Source organism: Chryseobacterium sp. SSA4.19 (assembly GCF_022601875.1).
GTDB lineage: Bacteria > Bacteroidota > Bacteroidia > Flavobacteriales > Weeksellaceae > Chryseobacterium.
Genome location: NZ_JAKVIP010000026.1, coordinates 25,491 through 42,261, shown reverse-complemented (window position 1 = coordinate 42,261; position 16,771 = coordinate 25,491). Strand labels below are relative to the sequence as shown.

Sequence of the window (16,771 nt, the reverse complement as noted above, 5' to 3'; positions counted from 1 at the left end):
TTAAATTATTATTTGATAAGGAAATTGAATTTATCCATATTCTTAAGGGCAATCCCCGTCCCGCGAACCACTGCCCTTAACGGATCTTCCGCCACGAAAACAGGAAGACCGGTTTTTTTATGCAACCTGTCCGCAAGGCCTCTTAGAAGAGCACCGCCACCGGCAAGGTAAATACCTGTTTTATAAATATCAGCTGCTAATTCAGGAGGAGTTAAAGAAAGCGTTTCCATTACGGCATCTTCAATTCTGATAATTGATTTGTCCAGTGCTCTTGCAATCTCTTTATATCCGACCATAATTTCTTTAGGCTTCCCTGTAATCAGGTCTCTACCCTGTACCGGAATATCTTCGATATCAACATCCAAATCTTCAACAGCTGAACCTACTTCGATTTTAATTCTCTCTGCAGTTCTTTCTCCGATGTAAAGATTATGGTGAGTTCTCAGGTAATATGCGATATCGTTTGTAAACACATCGCCTGCAATTTTTACGGATTTGTCACAAACAATACCACCTAATGCAACAACTGCAATCTCTGTAGTACCGCCGCCTATGTCGATGATCATATTCCCTTCAGGTTTCTGTACATCAATTCCGACACCAATTGCAGCTGCCATTGGCTCATAAATCAAACGAACTTCTTTAGCATTAACTTTTTGAGCAGAATCTCTTACCGCTCTTTTCTCAACTTCAGTGATCCCAGAAGGAATACAGATCACAATTCTCAGTGCCGGCTGAATAAATTTCCCCTTAATCCCGGGAATTTTTTTAATGAACTCTTTAATCATGTGCTCAGAAGCATGGAAATCTGCGATTACCCCGTCTTTTAACGGACGGATCGTTTTGATGTCCTCATGAGTTTTACCCTGCATATGCTTTGCCTGCTCACCGACCGCAATCGGCCTTCCCGTAGAACGCTCAATTGCAACGATTGACGGCTGATCTATAACAATTTTATTATTATGGATGATTAAGGTATTGGCAGTACCAAGGTCTATCGCAATTTCTTGCGTAAACATATCAAATAAACTCATATTTCCTTCTGATTTTTTAAAGAATTACAAAGATATGAATTTAACACCACCAGAGAAATTTCACGGGCATATAATTTGGTTAAAATTTTATTAAAATTTTAAAGTCTTTATTAACTTTTAATTTAAGTATTTACAAGCCTTGATTCAAGCAGATTCAAGATTGAAATCATAAGAAAACAGTCAGTAAAGTCAACAATTTTAAGAGGTAAGAACATTATCAATCTTATATCTAATGCAAATTATTAATTTACTATCACTCTTAACGGGATCCCGATTCTTGTATAAATACTAATTTTTAAATTCAAAATCAGCCGGAATAGTTTTTTACGATAATTATCATATAGATTATCAGCAGATCATATATTAAAAAAACCGTAAATTTGCGACGCTTATGTTACAGTATTCTAATATTCATCAAACATCGAATTTTGCAGTGCTTTCGGTTAGCTTCGAAAAGGCTGATGCGGAAACGAGAGGAAAGTTTGCATTTTTTGACGAAAACATTAAAAGCTTTGTTTCCCGGATTCATAATGAGGATTTAGGGGACGCCTTCGTGGTTTCAACATGTAACAGAACCGAGATTTATACCACTTCCCCTAATTATCTGTTGGTTGCTGAAGAATATTGCAAGATCGTAGGAGTCAACCTAATGGATTTTCTTCCGTTCGCGAATATTTTGACAAAAGAAGAGGCCTTAACCCATCTTTTTAGAGTAGCAGCCGGTCTGGAAAGCCAGATCATCGGAGATTTTGAGATTATCGGCCAAATTAAAAAAGCATACAACCGATTCAGGAAAGAGAGAATAAACTCTAATCCTTTTCTGGAAAGAGCAATCAATTCTGCTATCCAGATTTCCAAGAGAATAAAAAACGAAACCGGAATTTCCAATGGCGCAGCGTCAGTCTCTTATGCCGCCGTACATTACATCCTGAATAATCAGAAAAGAATCACAGAGAAGAACATTCTTCTTTTGGGAGTTGGTGAAATCGGACAGAATACGGTAGAGAACCTTGTCAAACATGTATATCAGCCAAAAATAAAAATCACGAACAGAACACAGGAAACGGCTGAGAAGATATCTGAAAAATACCATATCCCGCATATTGATTATGCAGAGTTCGATCAGGAATTAAAAAACACGGATATTCTTATTGTCGCTACCGGAGCAAGACATCCGATTGTAAACAAATCGCACTTCCCGAACGGAAAGGAAACACTGGTCATCGATCTTTCGATTCCGCACAATGTTGAAAAAGACGTTACCGAAAATAAAAATGTAACACTGATCGGCGTGGATGAACTCTCCAAACAAATTCAGGAAACCATTCAGCAGAGGGAAAAAGAAATCCCAAAAGCGGAGCAAATCATTAAAGAAATGACTAAAGATTTCCTTGAGTGGGAGAAAAAGAGAAGACTGGCTCCGAACATCCATCATTTCAAAGCTGTTTTAAAGAACATGGAACGTAATGAAATGCACAATTTCTACAAAAAAAATAAATACATAAATATCACGGATATGGAGCTTTCTGATAAAATGATTCAGAAAATCACCAACCGTTTCGCAAAATATATTATTGATAATCCTTTAAAAGCCGAAGAAATTAGTAAATTAATGCACGAAATATTAGTTGAACAACCAAACAACGAATTCAATGAAAAGCATTAGAATCGGGACCAGAAATTCCGCCCTTGCTCTTTGGCAGGCAAGAGAAGTAGCGAGACATCTTCAAAACAACAATTATTTAACGGAAATCGTTCCCATATTATCTTCAGGCGATAAAAATCTTACCCAGCCTCTTTACTCGTTAGGGATTACAGGCGTTTTCACCAGAGATCTTGATATTGCGTTACTGAATGACGAAATTGATATTGCCGTCCATTCTCTTAAAGACGTCCCTACGCAGCTACCGGAGAACATCGAATTGGTTGCCCATCTAGAAAGAGATTTTCCTCAGGATGTTTTAATCAGGAAAGAATCTGCCCGTGATAAAGAATTCCACGAACTTAAACTGGCCACAAGCAGCCTGAGAAGAAGGGCATTCTGGTTAAAAAATTTCCCAAATGCTGAGTTTTCTGACATCAGAGGCAATATCCAGACACGCCTTCAGAAGCTGGAAGAAGGAGATTTCGATGCAACTATCCTGTCATTAGCCGGAATCAAGAGAATGAAAATGGACATTGATTATGAAATGCTGCCATTTTTAATTCCTGCAGCGTCGCAGGGTGTGATTGCCGTTGCCGGACATTCGGATAAAAAGGAGATCAACGAAATTCTTAGTTCCATTAACCATACACCTACCCAGATCTGCGTAGAAATGGAAAGAAATTTCCTAAGTACCCTGGAGGGAGGCTGTACGGCTCCTATCGGTGCTTTTGCTGAGATTTTTGAGGATCAGATCCGTTTCAAAGCGGCACTTTGTTCCCTGGACGGAAAAAACAGCATTGCCACTGACGAAAACTTTGTCTACAATAAGGACGAAAACTTCGGCGAAAAGTTTGCAAAAATTGTTCTTGAGAACGGGGGGAAAGAACTGATGGCAGAAATCAAAAGCCAACTGTAATCCTTCTTTTTTTAAATACTTTATTTTCACATTTATATAATGAACATCTTATTTACCAAAAATATAGACCCATCTGTCATATCCAAAGAATTAGGAGATGATGTTTCAGCGGACTGTGTTGAGGTCATTAAGACAAGTTCTGTAAAAGTGAACCCATTTGATTTAAAGAATCATTCTTTAATTTTCACCAGTGTTAACGGAGTGAAATCCTTCTTTACTAATGGGTTTGAGGCCAATGAAGACTTTACAGCAAAAAACTATAACAGAATTTACTGTGTCGGTGATAAGACAAAAAAAGAATTAAGAAAAAACGGATTCGGGACTTTTAAAGTCCTGAAAAATGCAGCGACTCTTTCAAAATTCATTATCAAATATTGCCAGCATGAGAAATTCCTACATTTCTGCGGTAATCTTGCAATTGATATCCTTGATAAAGATCTTCCGCTTCAAAATATCCAGTATAAAAAAGTGATTGTTTATCATACCGAAGAGATCCATCCTTTGATAACTGAAAAATATCATGCTGCCGTTTTTTTTAGTCCGAGCGGAGTTCGTAGTTTTGCAAAGCAGAATTCTTTTAATGACATGATGCTGTTTTCGATTGGGGAAACGACTTCCGGGGAACTGAGGAATTATACTTCACAACCTGTTTTTACTTCGGGAGGAAATAACCTGGCGTCTGTTTTGAGCCTGATCAAAAAAAGAATGTTAAACAAAGATTGATTTTTACATTGTCTTTATGACAATCTAGTCTGAATATATTATGATTAAAAACGACCTATATTTAAAAGCACTCCGCGGGGAAACCGTAGAAAGACCACCCGTTTGGATGATGAGACAGGCCGGAAGATACCTGCCGGAATTTATTGCGCTTCGTGACCAATATGATTTCTTCACCAGATGTCAGACTCCGGAGCTCGCTTCTGAAATTACCGTACAGCCTATCAGAAGATATCCTCTGGATGCAGCAATTTTATTCTCTGATATCCTGGTGGTTCCTCAGGCTATGGGAATTGACTTTAAAATGAAAGAAAATGTAGGACCGTGGCTCGATACTCCGATCAGAACAATGGAACAGGTTCAAAATGTTGTGGTTCCGGATGTAAACGATACATTAGGATACGTTTTTGATGCGATTGAACTGACTTTACAGAAATTAGACAATGAAATTCCGCTGATCGGTTTTGCCGGCTCACCATGGACGATTCTTTGCTATTGTGTAGAAGGGAAAGGGAGCAAAGCTTTTGATATTGCAAAATCATTCTGTTTCCAACAGCCGGAAGCAGCTCATTTACTGCTTCAGAAAATTACCGATACGACGATTGCCTATTTAAAAAGAAAAGTGGAAAAAGGCGTGTCTGCCGTTCAGGTTTTCGACTCGTGGGGCGGAATGCTTTCTCCGGCTGACTATCAGGAATTCTCCTGGAAGTATATCAACCAGATTGTTGAAGCTTTAAGTCCGCTTTCTCACGTTGTGGTTTTTGGGAAAGGATGCTGGTTTGCTTTGGAAGAAATGACTCAGTCACCGGTTTCGGCTTTAGGTATTGACTGGACCATAAAGCCTGAAATTGCAAGAACCCTTACAAATCATACCATGACGCTCCAGGGAAATTTTGATCCTGCCAGACTGCATTCTACGCCTGAAACCATTAAAAAGATGGTGCATGAAATGATCAGCCGATTTGGAAAGGACAGGTACATTGCTAATCTTGGCCACGGTATTTTACCGAATATTCCATTGGAAAATGCAGAAGCATTTATCCGTGCAGTTGTGGACTGGAAGCCTAATATTTAATAATATAAGAACAAATTAAATCCCCTTCAATTGATTGAAAGGGATTTTTTTATACTATCTACAAAAATATTCAATTAAGGCCAGCTTAATTGACAATTGGAGAAATAGCCACCTGATCTGCAAAATACTGCTCAAGATCTTTAAGCGTTTCAGGGTTGGTCTGGATATCCTTAACCATCTGCCCTTTATTGACTACTACAATCCTGTTGCAGACCTCCGTAGTATGTGAAAGGTCATGGCTCGAAATAAGAAAGGTGACACCGTCCTGCTTCGATAATTCTTTGATTAAATTTTTCAGTTTTATCTGTGTGGAAGGATCCAGGTTGGCAAAAGGTTCATCCAGGATAATAATTTCCGGATGTCCGATAATCGCTCCTACAATCCCTACTTTCTTCTGGTTTCCCTTGGATAAATCCCGCACGTACTTTCCGGAATTTAAAATTTCCCCGTTAAAAAGATCATGGAACTGTTTCAGGAATTCATCTACTGAAGCCTTGTTCTGGCCTCTCAATTCTCCGATGAAATAAAAGTATTCTTCCGGTGTCAGGTAGCCGATCAGGAAAGAATCATCCACAAAAGCAGATACTTTATTCTTCCAAGCTTCCGATTCATGAACTTTAATATCATCGATGCTTATAAATCCCGTTGTTGCCTGGATCAGATCAAGCATCAGGCTGAAAAGAGTGGTTTTTCCCGCCCCGTTATTCCCGACCAGCCCGAAAGTTTCGCCATTGGGAATTTCAAGATGTTCAATATTTAAAACGGTTGCCTTTCCGTATGTTTTTGATAAATTATGGATGGTAATCATATTGTATTAATCTTTATTTTTGAATGCTTCTAACGTACTGTATTTTTCCACTTTATAATGCTTTACGATAATATCGAAAATTTTCTCCCTGAATAGAAATCCTATCAGCCCCATTACGGCCACACTCATTACTCCTGCTGTAATTCCGAAAAAATGCTGTACCAGTCCGAATACCACTATTGGTAAAAACATTTTCGGGATCAGAAGTAATAAAGCTTTCATGTTAAAGCTGTTTTTCTGCCCGAATCTTTTTTCTTTGGAATTAAGATCGATCTGCATTTTATTAAATGCTCCCGACCACAGCGTAAATTGTGAATTGACACCGATGTTGTAGATACCTGCTGCGAAGAAGGTAACATACATTTCCCAGCCGAAATAGGCATAACAAACTGCCAGAACCATGGAGGCCGCTGTAACGATATTCATCAGCCACCATTTTGCCTTTAAATATTCTTTATAAGGCACATTCAGGGTCATCATCAGAGGATAATAAGAACTGTCAAAAGCCGGAACGCGCTGCCCGAAAAGAAACTGAAACCCGCCGGTTACAAACAGGCCCATAAACATGGTCATCGTAGGTGTTTTATATATCGGAGACGTGAACATCAGCATGCCGTAAAAAAGAAACATGAAGCTTCCCCATATAATTCCTTTGGTTACTTTATTTCGTTTCATCATTTTAATATCATTATTGATGAAAGTGCCGATAGCACCGTATTTATTTAAGAAAGCAATATTTTCTGTTTTTCCGACGGCTTTTTTAGCTTCAAGTCCCTGATCCAGATAAAATACCTGACGGATATGATAAAAGCACATTTTCCATAATCCTAAAAAAAGCATCAAGGAGATTACAGCAAAATAAGGCCTATCATAAAAATTATAAAAAAATATCTTTGAATAATCCAATACCGGAATGATTTGATAGTATGCGAGACCTGCAATCACTAAGAATGCACCTCCAACTACAATGGCGATTGTTTCTTTATCATTAAACAGTATATTGATAAAATTATTAAGATAAAAAAGCAGCGAAACTCCTGCAAACCAACCCAATACATTTACAGCATTATATCCATTAAACAGGGCTATGATACAGAAGGTGACAAAGAAAAGAGAATTCAGCCAGCTGAAGACAGAAATAAAGGTTTTGCTTAACAGGTAATTAACCAATGTTTTCTTAGAAATGTTGAGGGTAAGGAACGGCTTGATATTCTGCGTCGGCATTTCCTGCCAGATGTATTTTGCAATCAGGTCGACCGCCCATCCGGCAATCAGGAATTTAGACACTATCTGTAAAGGATCCTGATGCATCTCTTCCTGAATGTAGAAAAAAGCACCGAAGGCACCACCCACCAGGCATGCCATAAAATAGAGAATTCCGATAAAACGGAAAATCTTCATTGCCAGGTTAATCCCTAAAGAACTGCCGCGAAAAAAACTTTTGATTTCTAATCTGAGAAATTTAAAAAACATTGTTACCTTTTTCTATATTAGTAAGTAGGTAACCTAAAATGTTACAGAATTAATTAGTGTCTCTGCTGATTCTTATGCATTTGATCTTTAAAACCATTCTTCTCACTTCAAAGAATTTTTATCTTTGTGTATAATTATCCCATCAGTTCTTTTGCCTGGGCCAGTGCTGCTTCTGTAATCTTACTTCCGGAAAGGAGCTGGGCGATTTCAGTAAGCTTTTCTTCACTGTTCAAAGGAATGATGGTTGACTGGGTTTTTCCGGCGACATCCTGCTTTACCACTTTATAATTGTCATTCCCTTTGGCTGCCACTTGGGCTAAATGGGAGATCACAATCAGCTGCATATCAGCAGACATTACACGCATCAGGTTACCGATTTCCTCAGCTACTTTTCCTGAAACCCCGGTGTCGATTTCATCTAAGATCAGGGTTGGAAGTTCATCACTTTCCGCGATAATTTTTTTTACAGCCAGCATCACCCTTGATCTCTCGCCTCCGGAAATAGCCGTCTGAATGGGTTTTAAAGGAAATCCGGAATTCGCCTGGAATAACAGCTGAATATGTTCTTTCCCAAATGCATTAAAATCCTGGACATTCTGTAATTCAATATCAACCCTTGCTTTTTCAAGGCCTAATTTTTTAAGGAGAGCTTCTGCCTTTTTGATAAAAACAGGAATACTTTTCTTTCTGTTTTTCGAAAGCTTTTCAGAAAGTGTGTGAAGTATTTTATCCTTTGCAGTTATACTTTTTTCAATATCATCGATTTGGCCTTCAAGTTCGGAAGCACCTTTCCGGTCACCGGCCAGCTGATCTCTGATTTCTTTCAATTCATTAACATCAGAAACATTATGTTTTACGAGCAGTGCATTGATTTTATTATTAAGCTCAGCAAGCAAAGCCAGATTATCCGGATTAATTTCTATTTTTTCCGCTTCATCTTCCAGTTCGGAAATAATATCTTTAAGTTCGACAAAAGATGTTTCCAGTCTTTCATCAAGCTCCGAAAAGGCGTTGGAAACTTCTGCAATTTTTGAAAGCTTGTTTTTCGCTTCATTAAAAAATGACAAGATCCCTACTTCTTCCTGATGAAAACGGGACAATACTTTAGCCAGGTTTTCAGAAATCATTTCAGCATTTTCCTGAACTGAAAGCTGGTTTTGAAGATCTTCATACGCTATGTCTTCCAAATGAAGTTCTTCAAGTTCATTCAGTAAAAAATCTTTGTAATCACTCTCTTTTCTGGCTTCGGAAAGCTGAATCTGAAGCTTCTTAAGCTGGATTTTGAGACTTTGGAAATCTGAAAATTCATTCTGATATTCTTCAATAATATTTTTGTTATCAGAAAGCCCGTCGATAATTTTAAACTGATATTCAGAAGTGAAAAGGTTAGATGTTTCAAACTGGGAATGGATATCGATCAGCTGGGAAGAGAGCTCTTTAAGCACATCCAGAGTTACCGGCACATCATTGATAAAAGCCCTTGATTTTCCGGAGGGTAGAATTTCCCTGCGTATAATGGTCTGATGCTCGTAGTCGAGATCATTTTCAATAAAAAATTTCTTAAACTGATTATGCAGGGCAAACTCGGTTTCTACAATACTTTTCTGTTCTGCATGTGAAATGGATTTTGCATCAGCTCTTTCCCCAAGGATCAGCCGCAAAGCTCCCAAAATAATAGATTTCCCGGCACCGGTTTCCCCGGTAATCACCTGCAGACCGTTATGAAGTGATACTTCAAGCGTATCAATCAGGGCAAAGTTTTTAATGTAAATTCTCGAAAGCATTGATAATAGCGGTTACTTTAGCTATGGCAAATATAGAACATTAGATTTCAGAATTCAAGATAAGATTACTGTTTCCATTTACTCCATCTGGCTTGCGTATTTTTTGGAGAAAGGATCATCATTTCATTCTTCAGGTCGCTTAAAACGATGTCACCGTTATTTCCTGAATTAAATATATTGAATATCTCATCGGCTTTGGTATCTATAAAAGTATTAAAGAAATAAGCCTGCTGGAAAGAGTTTTCATATTGTTTCAACTGCATTAAAGCATCGAAAATCACTTTTTTTGCAGCTGCCTGATCCTGATTGAAAAGATTATCCAAACCAGCTCTGTGATAAGAATATATGGTTGCTCGCACCTGGCTCCAGTTCGGGCTCATGATTTCTTTAATCAGTATAGAACGGCTTCTAGGTTCATTGATTTGTTTCCAGCCGTCATACGTATTCTGAGATTCTCCGTTCTGTGCAATCTGCTGTGCTTTCTGGAACCATTGTGTTCCTGACATTGACTGAAAACTATCTGCATCATATCCCAGAATTAGGTATATATAGAAACTGATCACATCAATTAAGTTCTTGCCTGAAAACTGCCGTTCATTAAAGATGAGGTTTTCATTTTCCACATAATCAAAAGAAAACCTCTGATCCTGGATATTGATCAGCGGAGATTCATAAATGGTATTGAAAACGGGCCGTACGGATTGTACGAAAATATTCCCCCTAAACCGGTTTCCTTCTCTTTCAGTGACAAGAATTGCAAAATTGCATTTTATTTTCTCAAAATTCTGAAGTCTTTTTCCCGTCCAGCTTGTATTGTTGATAAAATCCCTTAAACTTTTCTCCAATGCTTTATAGGCAGCCTGATTACTTCCCCCGATTTGTTGGGAGTTGACCTGAACGGTAGCCAGTAATTCCTGGGAAAAACTGAGGTTATATACAAACAGAAGTAAAAATAAGCTTATAATTTTTTTCATTTTCTAGTAAAGATTGAGAACGGAAATTTATTAAAATTATTTTAAAAGTTGAAACTCAACGAAATCCAGGATATCTGCGGCAACTTTATCTTTAGATTTCAGGTCAAATTCTTTTTCTTCCGTTTTTGTAAATATTTTTATTTTGTTGGTATCATTTTTAAATCCTGCCCCTTCATCACGCAGGGAATTCAGAACAATCATATCCAGGTTTTTCTTTTCCAGTTTTACTTTTGCATTTTCCTCTTCATTTTGGGTTTCCAGAGCAAACCCTACCAAGAACTGATGTGTTTTCTGCTCGCCCATGGTTCTGAGAATATCCGGATTTTTTACCAGTTCGATGGTCAGGCTTTCATCGTTTTTTTTGATCTTCTCTTTAGCGACTTGTTTTGGGGCATAGTCTGCAACAGCTGCGCTTGCGATCCCAATATCGACCGTTTCATAAAATTCAAAAACTTTTGCCAGCATTTCTTTCGCAGAGGTTACCCGATAAAGGTCAATATTTTCTCCATGGGCAATCTCAGCACTTGGCCCTGAAATTAAAATAACTTTAGCACCTCGTTTTGAAGCTTCATCAGCCAGGGAAAATCCCATTTTTCCGGATGAATGGTTTCCAATAAACCGTACAGGATCAATAGCTTCGTAAGTTGGTCCTGCTGTAATTAAGACCGTTTTTCCTACTAATGTTTTTTTTGTATCAGCATTGAAAAAGTCTTCAATAGCCGCTAAGATTGTATCCGGTTCAGCCATCCTGCCCTGTCCGATCAGTCCACTGGCCAGTTCACCGTGTTCAGCAGGAATAATATAGTGGCCGAAGCTTTCTGCGAGTTCCAGGTTTTTCTTTGTAGAAGGGTGTACATACATATCCAGATCCATTGCAGGAGCAATAAAAACAGGACATTTTGCAGACATATAAGTGGCAATCACTAAACTGTCGCACATCCCGTGGACCATTTTAGATAAAGTATTAGCCGTACAAGGCGCTACCAGCATTATATCCGCCCATAGGCCCATTTCCACATGACTGTTCCAAGTTCCGTTGTCACTGTAAAAGTCTGCGTATACCGGTTTTTTAGACAAGGTGGAAAGACTCAGCTTGGTTACAAAATGTTCTGCATCAGGCGTCATGATGACCTGAACTTCAGCTCCTTTTTTGATAAAATCCCTGATCAGAAAATGAATTTTGTACGCTGCAATTCCTCCAGAAACTGCGATGAGAATTTTTTTCCCGGAAAGACTCATTAAGTTTTAATTTTAAGAATACTAAATTACTTAATTTTTCTTATAAACCTGTTGAAACAACAAAGGTCATAAAGAAAAGATTCCTTATGACCTTCATCTGTAAAAACATACAGATTTTTATTTTCTTTCTTCTGTTTTTCTGAAATAGATATCCTCATTCAGCCATTCTTCAATTGCAATAGAAGTAGGTTTCGGAAGTTTTTCATAATGTTTGGAAATTTCAATCTGCTCTCTGTTTTCGAAAACTTCTTCCAACGTGGAATTGTGAACCGCGAACTCATCAAGCTTATTGTGCAACTCCGTACGGATTTCAGCATTGATCTGCTCTGCTCTCTTTCCCATGATAACAATCGCTTCATAGATTGAGGCTACTTTATCTTCAATCTTATCTTTATCGTACGTAATCGTATTTACTTCTGCTTTTGTATCTTTTACACTCATTTTGAGAATATTAATTTTATTTAAGTTCGCAAATTTACGAATTATCTTTGAATTTTGAAAGTGGCTGCCGGCGGAGGGGTATTAATCGCCGCACTATCCCTCTGGATCTGCATTGCTTTCTTTTCAGCCTCTACCTGATCCTTCATATGCTGTTCCGTTTTTGACTTTTCAGCGTTCTGTGCTTCCAGCTTTTTCTGTCTTTCCGTTAAAGCGGCCATTCTTGCTTCGGTCTGTTTTTTAACCACTACAAAATCTTTCTTTTCTTTTTCAAGTTTTTCTCTGATATCCAAAGCGGTTTTAGCGACATCCGTACCCGGCATTTCTTTTTCGATTTGTCTTGTAAATGCTAAAGCACTTTCAATACGTTCGTCTTTAAGGTCATAAACAGACTTTGTTGCCAATTCGTAACGTGATTTTACAATGTAATCATAGATCTGAGGACGGAGTTTCGTACTTGGAAAATCTTCCAGAACGTTTTCCAATGCTACATTTGCAGCCTTGTATTCGCCCATTTTGAAATACTGTTTGGCATTTTCATATGCTTTAACCTCCAGCTTATAAGAAAGCTCTTCGATAAGGGTATTGATATTCTTTGATCTTTCCGAATTTGGATAATTGTTAAGAAAATCCTGAAGCTCATTAATAGCAGACTGTGTAGTAGACTGATCTAAGTTATAATCCATAGAACCTTCATAATAACACAATGCAGACATATAAGCGGCTTCTTCTGCTCTGGGATCTTTCGGAAAGCTTACTGCAAAATTCTTGAACTGGTGTCCTGCCAGCTTATAATTTTTATCATAATAATTGGCATACGCTGTATTGAAGCCTACATTCGGGAAATCGTCTGTACCGGCTACAAGGTTGGCTAACCTGTCATAAAGCGCTAAAGCATTTTTCCATTTCTTTTTGGCAAAATTATCATTCGCTGCCTTCAAAATAAAATCTTTATCAGCACTTTTCATTGCTTTTTCCTGCCGGCTCACACAAGATGACAATACCGCTACAGCAAAAACACCTAAAATATATTTTTTCATATAAAAAATTCAACAGTTTTCGGATGATACAGCCGATTTACTAATTTGCAAAAATATAACTTTTTTGTCAATAGATTTTTTTTTATGATTATTTAACGTAATTTTAGTCTGCGGCGTATCCCAGAATGGCAAAAACACTCATTAAAAGATTCATTTTCACCTTCTTCTCTGCTTCTTTAGAATAAGTTTCTTCATTTTTATTCGGAACATAGAGCTCATAGAAATTCCGGTTCCGGATGACGAATAAAGTGGAACCGATAATGGTAGTCAGAATATCTTCAGGCTTGGGAGTAAAGGTAAAAACCCCGGAAGACACTCCTTTTTTAATTACCTCATCAAGTTTTTTGACAAATATCTGATAAAAGTCAAGCAGCTCTCCTTTCACAGTGTCGGTATGGCGCAACTCCTGCGTCACAAATCCATGAAAATAATTGTATTTAAAAAGCTGTGCTACAATATATTTTATAATCTCTTTCATCTGCATCTCCGGCTTTCCCTCTTTGATGGTATCGGCAAACTCTGAAAAGTTTTCTCTGGTTTTAAGCACTCTGTACTGATAGAGATATGACATCATTTTTTCTTTAGAGCCGAAATAATATGAAATCATGGCCACATTGATATTGGCTTTTGAGCAGATATCTCTTACTGATGTGCCCTCATAACCTTTTTTCGCAATCAGCTCTTCAGCAATATCCAAGATATGAATTTGTTTTTCAGTAAATTTTTTCTTCATACAGTGCACTTTTAGTAAAGTTAAGAAATTTTTAACAAACTTATAAACGTTCGTTTAATAATATGATTAATTATAAATTAAATATTATTTTTGAGAATGGATTATTTTGATTTTCATCATCATAAAAAAAATATGCCAAATGGCATATACAATCTTGAATTAGAACGGCTGGCACCAGATTTTCCCTATTCAATCGGCATCCATCCAAAAGATATTGGTAAGGCTACCATTGAAGATCAGTTCAGATGGCTGGAATCAAATATTACAGAAGACTGTTTTGCCATAGGAGAATGTGGCCTGGATTCTTTGGCAGAAACCGATATAAAAATCCAGGAAGATGTTTTCCTAAGACAGATTGAAATCGCTAATGATATAAAAAAACCGGTTATTATCCATTGTGTAAGAAAATTTTATGAGGTAATTACTTTTAAAAAATATGCGGAAAAACCGATGATCATTCATGGTTTTAACAAAAAACAGGCTATTGCCGATGCCCTCCTCCAGCATGATTTTTATCTGAGCTTTGGAAAAGCACTCTTATATAATTTATCTTTGCAACATACTTTCAGAAGTACTCCCTCAGATAAAATCTTTTTAGAAACCGATAATGATAATTTCAATATCCGGGAGATGTATGAGACCGCTGCGAATCTTAAAGGAATTTCAACGGAAAAAATGAATGAGCAAATTTTAGAAAATTTAGAAATGATAAAAAATGGGTAAGAAATGGCTTGAAAGAACAGAGCTTCTTATTAAGGAAGAAGGTTTGGAAAAATTAAATCAGGCAACGGTTCTGGTAGTCGGTTTAGGAGGAGTGGGTTCTTTTGCTGCCGAATTCCTGGCAAGATCAGGAGTGGGAAATATGACGATTGTCGACGGTGACACAGTAGATATAACCAATATCAACAGGCAGCTGCCCGCCTTGCATTCAACAGTAGGAAAACATAAAGTGGATGTGGTTGCTGAAAGGCTTTTAGATATTAATCCGGATCTAAAATTAACCAAAATCAATGAGTTCCTGAATCCTGAAAGAATGGATGAAGTTCTGGATTCCGCTCCATTCGATTATGTTTTAGACTGTATTGACAGCGTAACTCCAAAGCTATGCCTGATCATTGCTGCTAAAAGAAGAAGGATTAAAATCGTAAGTTCAATGGGAGCCGGCGGAAAAACGGATCCAAGCAAAGTAATGGTCAGGGACATCAGCAAAACGGAGCATTGCCACCTCGCAAGACAAGTAAGAAAAAGGCTTAAAAAAGTAAAAATTGACAAAGGAGTGCGTTGTGTTTTCGCCAACGACATCCAGGATGAAAACAGCCTGAAAATGACTGACGGTAGCAACTACAAACGCTCTTTTTATGGAACGATAAGCTATATGCCTGCTATTTTCGGGTTATATACTGCTTCGGAAGTCATTAATTATTTGTTGGACAAAAAATAATTTAGAAAATTATACAGATCTTACCGGCAATCACATGTACTTCATCCAGAGATCTGAATCGGTGAGAAAAATAAAAAACTTATATTTACGGCCTGTAAATGACAAATTTTAATTATCCCAAAACCGAAAAACTCAAAAAGAATACTGAGATTACTTTACTTTTTGAAAAAGGTAAATGGAAAACACACGGGAATATTAGAATTATTGTCCTGAAAGATAAGCCTTCAACTCCTGTTGACAACACGAAGGTTGCTGTATCTGTTTCCAAAAAATATTTTAAAAAAGCGGTTCACAGAAATCGTATTAAAAGGCTTTTACGTGAATGCTACCGTTTGAATAAGCAAATCTTTAAAGAAGCATTCGGAGACAAATCTATGGCCATGCTCTTCTGGGCTTCTCCGGTAATGCCTCAGAAATTCCATGATGTCGAAGCACAATTTATTCAACTCTGCCAGGCTCAAAAAAAGACTTGATTCCCATTTCTTTATTTATAAAAAATAAGTCAGCTCTGTATTATAAACTATACAGGATCATTATGAATAACCTTTGATGCATCAATGGTCAAAATTCTTTAAAATCCAAGGATTAATTTTTTGTATATTTAAACAAACATTAATCTGGAAATTAATATGTCAGACAATATCCCCTATCTGCCTTATCTATTGAGTGCATTTATTGGTATCGGCCTGGCGGCGGCCTCGGGATTCCGGGTGTTTCTCCCCATGTTCGCGGTAAGTCTCGCTTCATACCTGCACTGGATTCCTATGAGTGAGCATTTTGAATGGCTTGCGGGGCTTCCTACACTCATTACGACGGGTATTGCTACCATAGTGGAAATTTTAGCTTACTATATTCCATTCATTGATCATTTACTGGATACCATTTCGGTTCCTATGGCCACTGTCGCAGGCTCTGTATTATTTGCCAGCCAATTTACAGATCTGGGGACATTTCCGCAATGGGCTTTGGCACTGATTGCAGGAGGCGGTACGGCAGCTACCATAAGTTCCGGATTTGCCGGTCTTAGGGCTGCATCTACCGCAACAACCGGAGGCCTCGGAAACTCTGTTGTCGGTACTACAGAAACGGCAGGTGCGGGAATTATGGCTTTCCTGGCCATGGCAGCACCGGTTATTGCAGCCGTATGTGCGGTTATCTTAATAGTATTGATATTTTTCTTCGGCCGGAAAGCATGGCGAAAGCTAAAGAAGCGTAAAATTTTATTAAAGAGACTTAAGTAAACAAAGCAGCAGAAAAAATCTGCTGCTTTTTTTATGATGCTTTATTGAAGCAACTACCCAAAATGATTCCCAACGGGCCAAGTACCGGAAAAAGTATCAATGCCAGATAAGGCAAAATACCGGATCTGGTTTTAACAAGAATCCTGATGGCCGAAATGTACATTACAGCTATAGTAATGGCTGTAAATAATATGTGAAAAGGGCTAATTG

17 protein-coding genes are annotated in these 16,771 nt (G+C 37.8%); 8 read left to right on the top strand and 9 right to left on the bottom strand.

The genetic code is table 11. From position 1 onward, the window contains the following. Positions 1-8: 8 nt before the first annotated feature. Complete coding sequence (locus MKJ01_RS15805) at positions 9-1,034, bottom strand: rod shape-determining protein (protein WP_027381028.1); 1,026 nt, start codon at positions 1,032-1,034, stop codon at positions 9-11. Between the two features lie 391 nt (positions 1,035-1,425). Here MKJ01_RS15805 and hemA point away from each other — a divergent pair, with 391 nt between their 5' ends. The 4 genes from hemA to hemE are packed head-to-tail and all read left to right on the top strand — an operon-like array spanning position 1,426 to position 5,390. Then, a complete protein-coding gene (gene hemA, locus MKJ01_RS15800; RefSeq protein ID WP_241615065.1) occupies positions 1,426-2,700 on the top strand; it encodes a glutamyl-tRNA reductase in 1,275 nt (424 codons plus the stop codon). After that, positions 2,687-3,595: a hydroxymethylbilane synthase gene (gene hemC, locus MKJ01_RS15795; protein WP_241615064.1), complete on the top strand. Its 909-nt coding sequence runs from the start codon at positions 2,687-2,689 to the stop codon at positions 3,593-3,595. Before hemA ends, hemC begins: the two co-directional genes overlap by 14 nt. Before the next feature lie 39 nt (positions 3,596-3,634). After that, on the top strand, positions 3,635-4,318 hold the full coding sequence (locus tag MKJ01_RS15790; protein WP_241615063.1) for a uroporphyrinogen-III synthase: 684 nt from the start codon (positions 3,635-3,637) through the stop codon (positions 4,316-4,318). Positions 4,319-4,358: 40 nt separating this feature from the next. After that, positions 4,359-5,390, top strand: a complete 1,032-nt coding sequence (gene hemE, locus MKJ01_RS15785) for a uroporphyrinogen decarboxylase (protein ID WP_241615062.1) — start codon at positions 4,359-4,361, stop codon at positions 5,388-5,390. 85 nt (positions 5,391-5,475) lie between these two features. Here hemE and MKJ01_RS15780 read toward each other — a convergent pair whose 3' ends face one another. The 8 genes from MKJ01_RS15780 to MKJ01_RS15745 all read right to left on the bottom strand — a co-directional run bounded on the left by MKJ01_RS15780 (position 5,476) and on the right by MKJ01_RS15745 (position 13,879). Continuing rightward, positions 5,476-6,198, bottom strand: a complete 723-nt coding sequence (locus MKJ01_RS15780) for an ABC transporter ATP-binding protein (protein ID WP_241615061.1) — start codon at positions 6,196-6,198, stop codon at positions 5,476-5,478. A 6-nt stretch (positions 6,199-6,204) separates the two neighbouring features. Continuing rightward, entirely contained in the window at positions 6,205-7,671 is a 1,467-nt protein-coding gene (locus MKJ01_RS15775; protein WP_241615060.1) for a DUF5687 family protein, read from the bottom strand. A gap of 134 nt (positions 7,672-7,805) precedes the next feature. Beyond that, positions 7,806-9,455 carry a DNA repair protein RecN gene (locus MKJ01_RS15770; protein ID WP_241615059.1) on the bottom strand — a complete coding sequence of 550 codons (1,650 nt, stop codon included), beginning with the start codon at positions 9,453-9,455 and terminating at the stop codon, positions 7,806-7,808. A 65-nt stretch (positions 9,456-9,520) separates the two neighbouring features. Then, a complete protein-coding gene (locus MKJ01_RS15765; protein ID WP_241615058.1) occupies positions 9,521-10,429 on the bottom strand; it encodes a DUF4835 family protein in 909 nt (302 codons plus the stop codon). A 36-nt stretch (positions 10,430-10,465) separates the two neighbouring features. After that, a complete protein-coding gene (gene coaBC, locus MKJ01_RS15760) occupies positions 10,466-11,668 on the bottom strand; it encodes a bifunctional phosphopantothenoylcysteine decarboxylase/phosphopantothenate--cysteine ligase CoaBC (RefSeq protein ID WP_241615057.1) in 1,203 nt (400 codons plus the stop codon). Positions 11,669-11,785: 117 nt separating this feature from the next. Continuing rightward, positions 11,786-12,109, bottom strand: coding sequence for a DNA-directed RNA polymerase subunit omega (locus MKJ01_RS15755; protein ID WP_007842152.1), 324 nt, complete (start codon positions 12,107-12,109; stop codon positions 11,786-11,788). Positions 12,110-12,150: 41 nt separating this feature from the next. Continuing rightward, on the bottom strand, positions 12,151-13,146 hold the full coding sequence (locus MKJ01_RS15750) for an outer membrane protein assembly factor BamD (RefSeq protein WP_241615056.1): 996 nt from the start codon (positions 13,144-13,146) through the stop codon (positions 12,151-12,153). A 103-nt stretch (positions 13,147-13,249) separates the two neighbouring features. Then, entirely contained in the window at positions 13,250-13,879 is a 630-nt protein-coding gene (locus tag MKJ01_RS15745; protein WP_241615055.1) for a TetR/AcrR family transcriptional regulator, read from the bottom strand. Positions 13,880-14,011: 132 nt separating this feature from the next. On the opposite strand from MKJ01_RS15745, the gene MKJ01_RS15740 reads away from it, so the two are divergent. The 4 genes from MKJ01_RS15740 to MKJ01_RS15725 all read left to right on the top strand — a co-directional run bounded on the left by MKJ01_RS15740 (position 14,012) and on the right by MKJ01_RS15725 (position 16,561). Further along, positions 14,012-14,602, top strand: coding sequence for a TatD family hydrolase (locus MKJ01_RS15740; protein WP_241615054.1), 591 nt, complete (start codon positions 14,012-14,014; stop codon positions 14,600-14,602). Further along, complete coding sequence (locus MKJ01_RS15735) at positions 14,595-15,320, top strand: ThiF family adenylyltransferase (protein ID WP_241615053.1); 726 nt, start codon at positions 14,595-14,597, stop codon at positions 15,318-15,320. Before MKJ01_RS15740 ends, MKJ01_RS15735 begins: the two co-directional genes overlap by 8 nt. A gap of 98 nt (positions 15,321-15,418) precedes the next feature. Continuing rightward, positions 15,419-15,793, top strand: coding sequence for a ribonuclease P protein component (gene rnpA / locus MKJ01_RS15730; protein ID WP_241615052.1), 375 nt, complete (start codon positions 15,419-15,421; stop codon positions 15,791-15,793). 156 nt (positions 15,794-15,949) lie between these two features. Next, complete coding sequence (locus MKJ01_RS15725) at positions 15,950-16,561, top strand: DUF4126 domain-containing protein (RefSeq protein ID WP_241615051.1); 612 nt, start codon at positions 15,950-15,952, stop codon at positions 16,559-16,561. The last annotated feature ends 210 nt before the right edge of the window (positions 16,562-16,771 follow it).

Coding starts and splice junctions, on each gene's coding strand:
- MKJ01_RS15740 (WP_241615054.1), top strand. CDS start 14,012: ATGCCAAATGGCATATACAATCTTGAATTAGAACGGCTGGCACCAGAT.
- MKJ01_RS15805 (WP_027381028.1), bottom strand. CDS start 1,034: ATGAGTTTATTTGATATGTTTACGCAAGAAATTGCGATAGACCTTGGT.
- coaBC (WP_241615057.1), bottom strand. CDS start 11,668: ATGAGTCTTTCCGGGAAAAAAATTCTCATCGCAGTTTCTGGAGGAATT.
- MKJ01_RS15755 (WP_007842152.1), bottom strand. CDS start 12,109: ATGAGTGTAAAAGATACAAAAGCAGAAGTAAATACGATTACGTACGAT.
- MKJ01_RS15735 (WP_241615053.1), top strand. CDS start 14,595: ATGGGTAAGAAATGGCTTGAAAGAACAGAGCTTCTTATTAAGGAAGAA.
- MKJ01_RS15775 (WP_241615060.1), bottom strand. CDS start 7,671: ATGTTTTTTAAATTTCTCAGATTAGAAATCAAAAGTTTTTTTCGCGGC.
- rnpA (WP_241615052.1), top strand. CDS start 15,419: ATGACAAATTTTAATTATCCCAAAACCGAAAAACTCAAAAAGAATACT.
- hemC (WP_241615064.1), top strand. CDS start 2,687: ATGAAAAGCATTAGAATCGGGACCAGAAATTCCGCCCTTGCTCTTTGG.
- hemE (WP_241615062.1), top strand. CDS start 4,359: ATGATTAAAAACGACCTATATTTAAAAGCACTCCGCGGGGAAACCGTA.
- MKJ01_RS15745 (WP_241615055.1), bottom strand. CDS start 13,879: ATGAAGAAAAAATTTACTGAAAAACAAATTCATATCTTGGATATTGCT.
- MKJ01_RS15770 (WP_241615059.1), bottom strand. CDS start 9,455: ATGCTTTCGAGAATTTACATTAAAAACTTTGCCCTGATTGATACGCTT.
- MKJ01_RS15780 (WP_241615061.1), bottom strand. CDS start 6,198: ATGATTACCATCCATAATTTATCAAAAACATACGGAAAGGCAACCGTT.
- MKJ01_RS15790 (WP_241615063.1), top strand. CDS start 3,635: ATGAACATCTTATTTACCAAAAATATAGACCCATCTGTCATATCCAAA.
- MKJ01_RS15765 (WP_241615058.1), bottom strand. CDS start 10,429: ATGAAAAAAATTATAAGCTTATTTTTACTTCTGTTTGTATATAACCTC.
- hemA (WP_241615065.1), top strand. CDS start 1,426: ATGTTACAGTATTCTAATATTCATCAAACATCGAATTTTGCAGTGCTT.
- MKJ01_RS15750 (WP_241615056.1), bottom strand. CDS start 13,146: ATGAAAAAATATATTTTAGGTGTTTTTGCTGTAGCGGTATTGTCATCT.
- MKJ01_RS15725 (WP_241615051.1), top strand. CDS start 15,950: ATGTCAGACAATATCCCCTATCTGCCTTATCTATTGAGTGCATTTATT.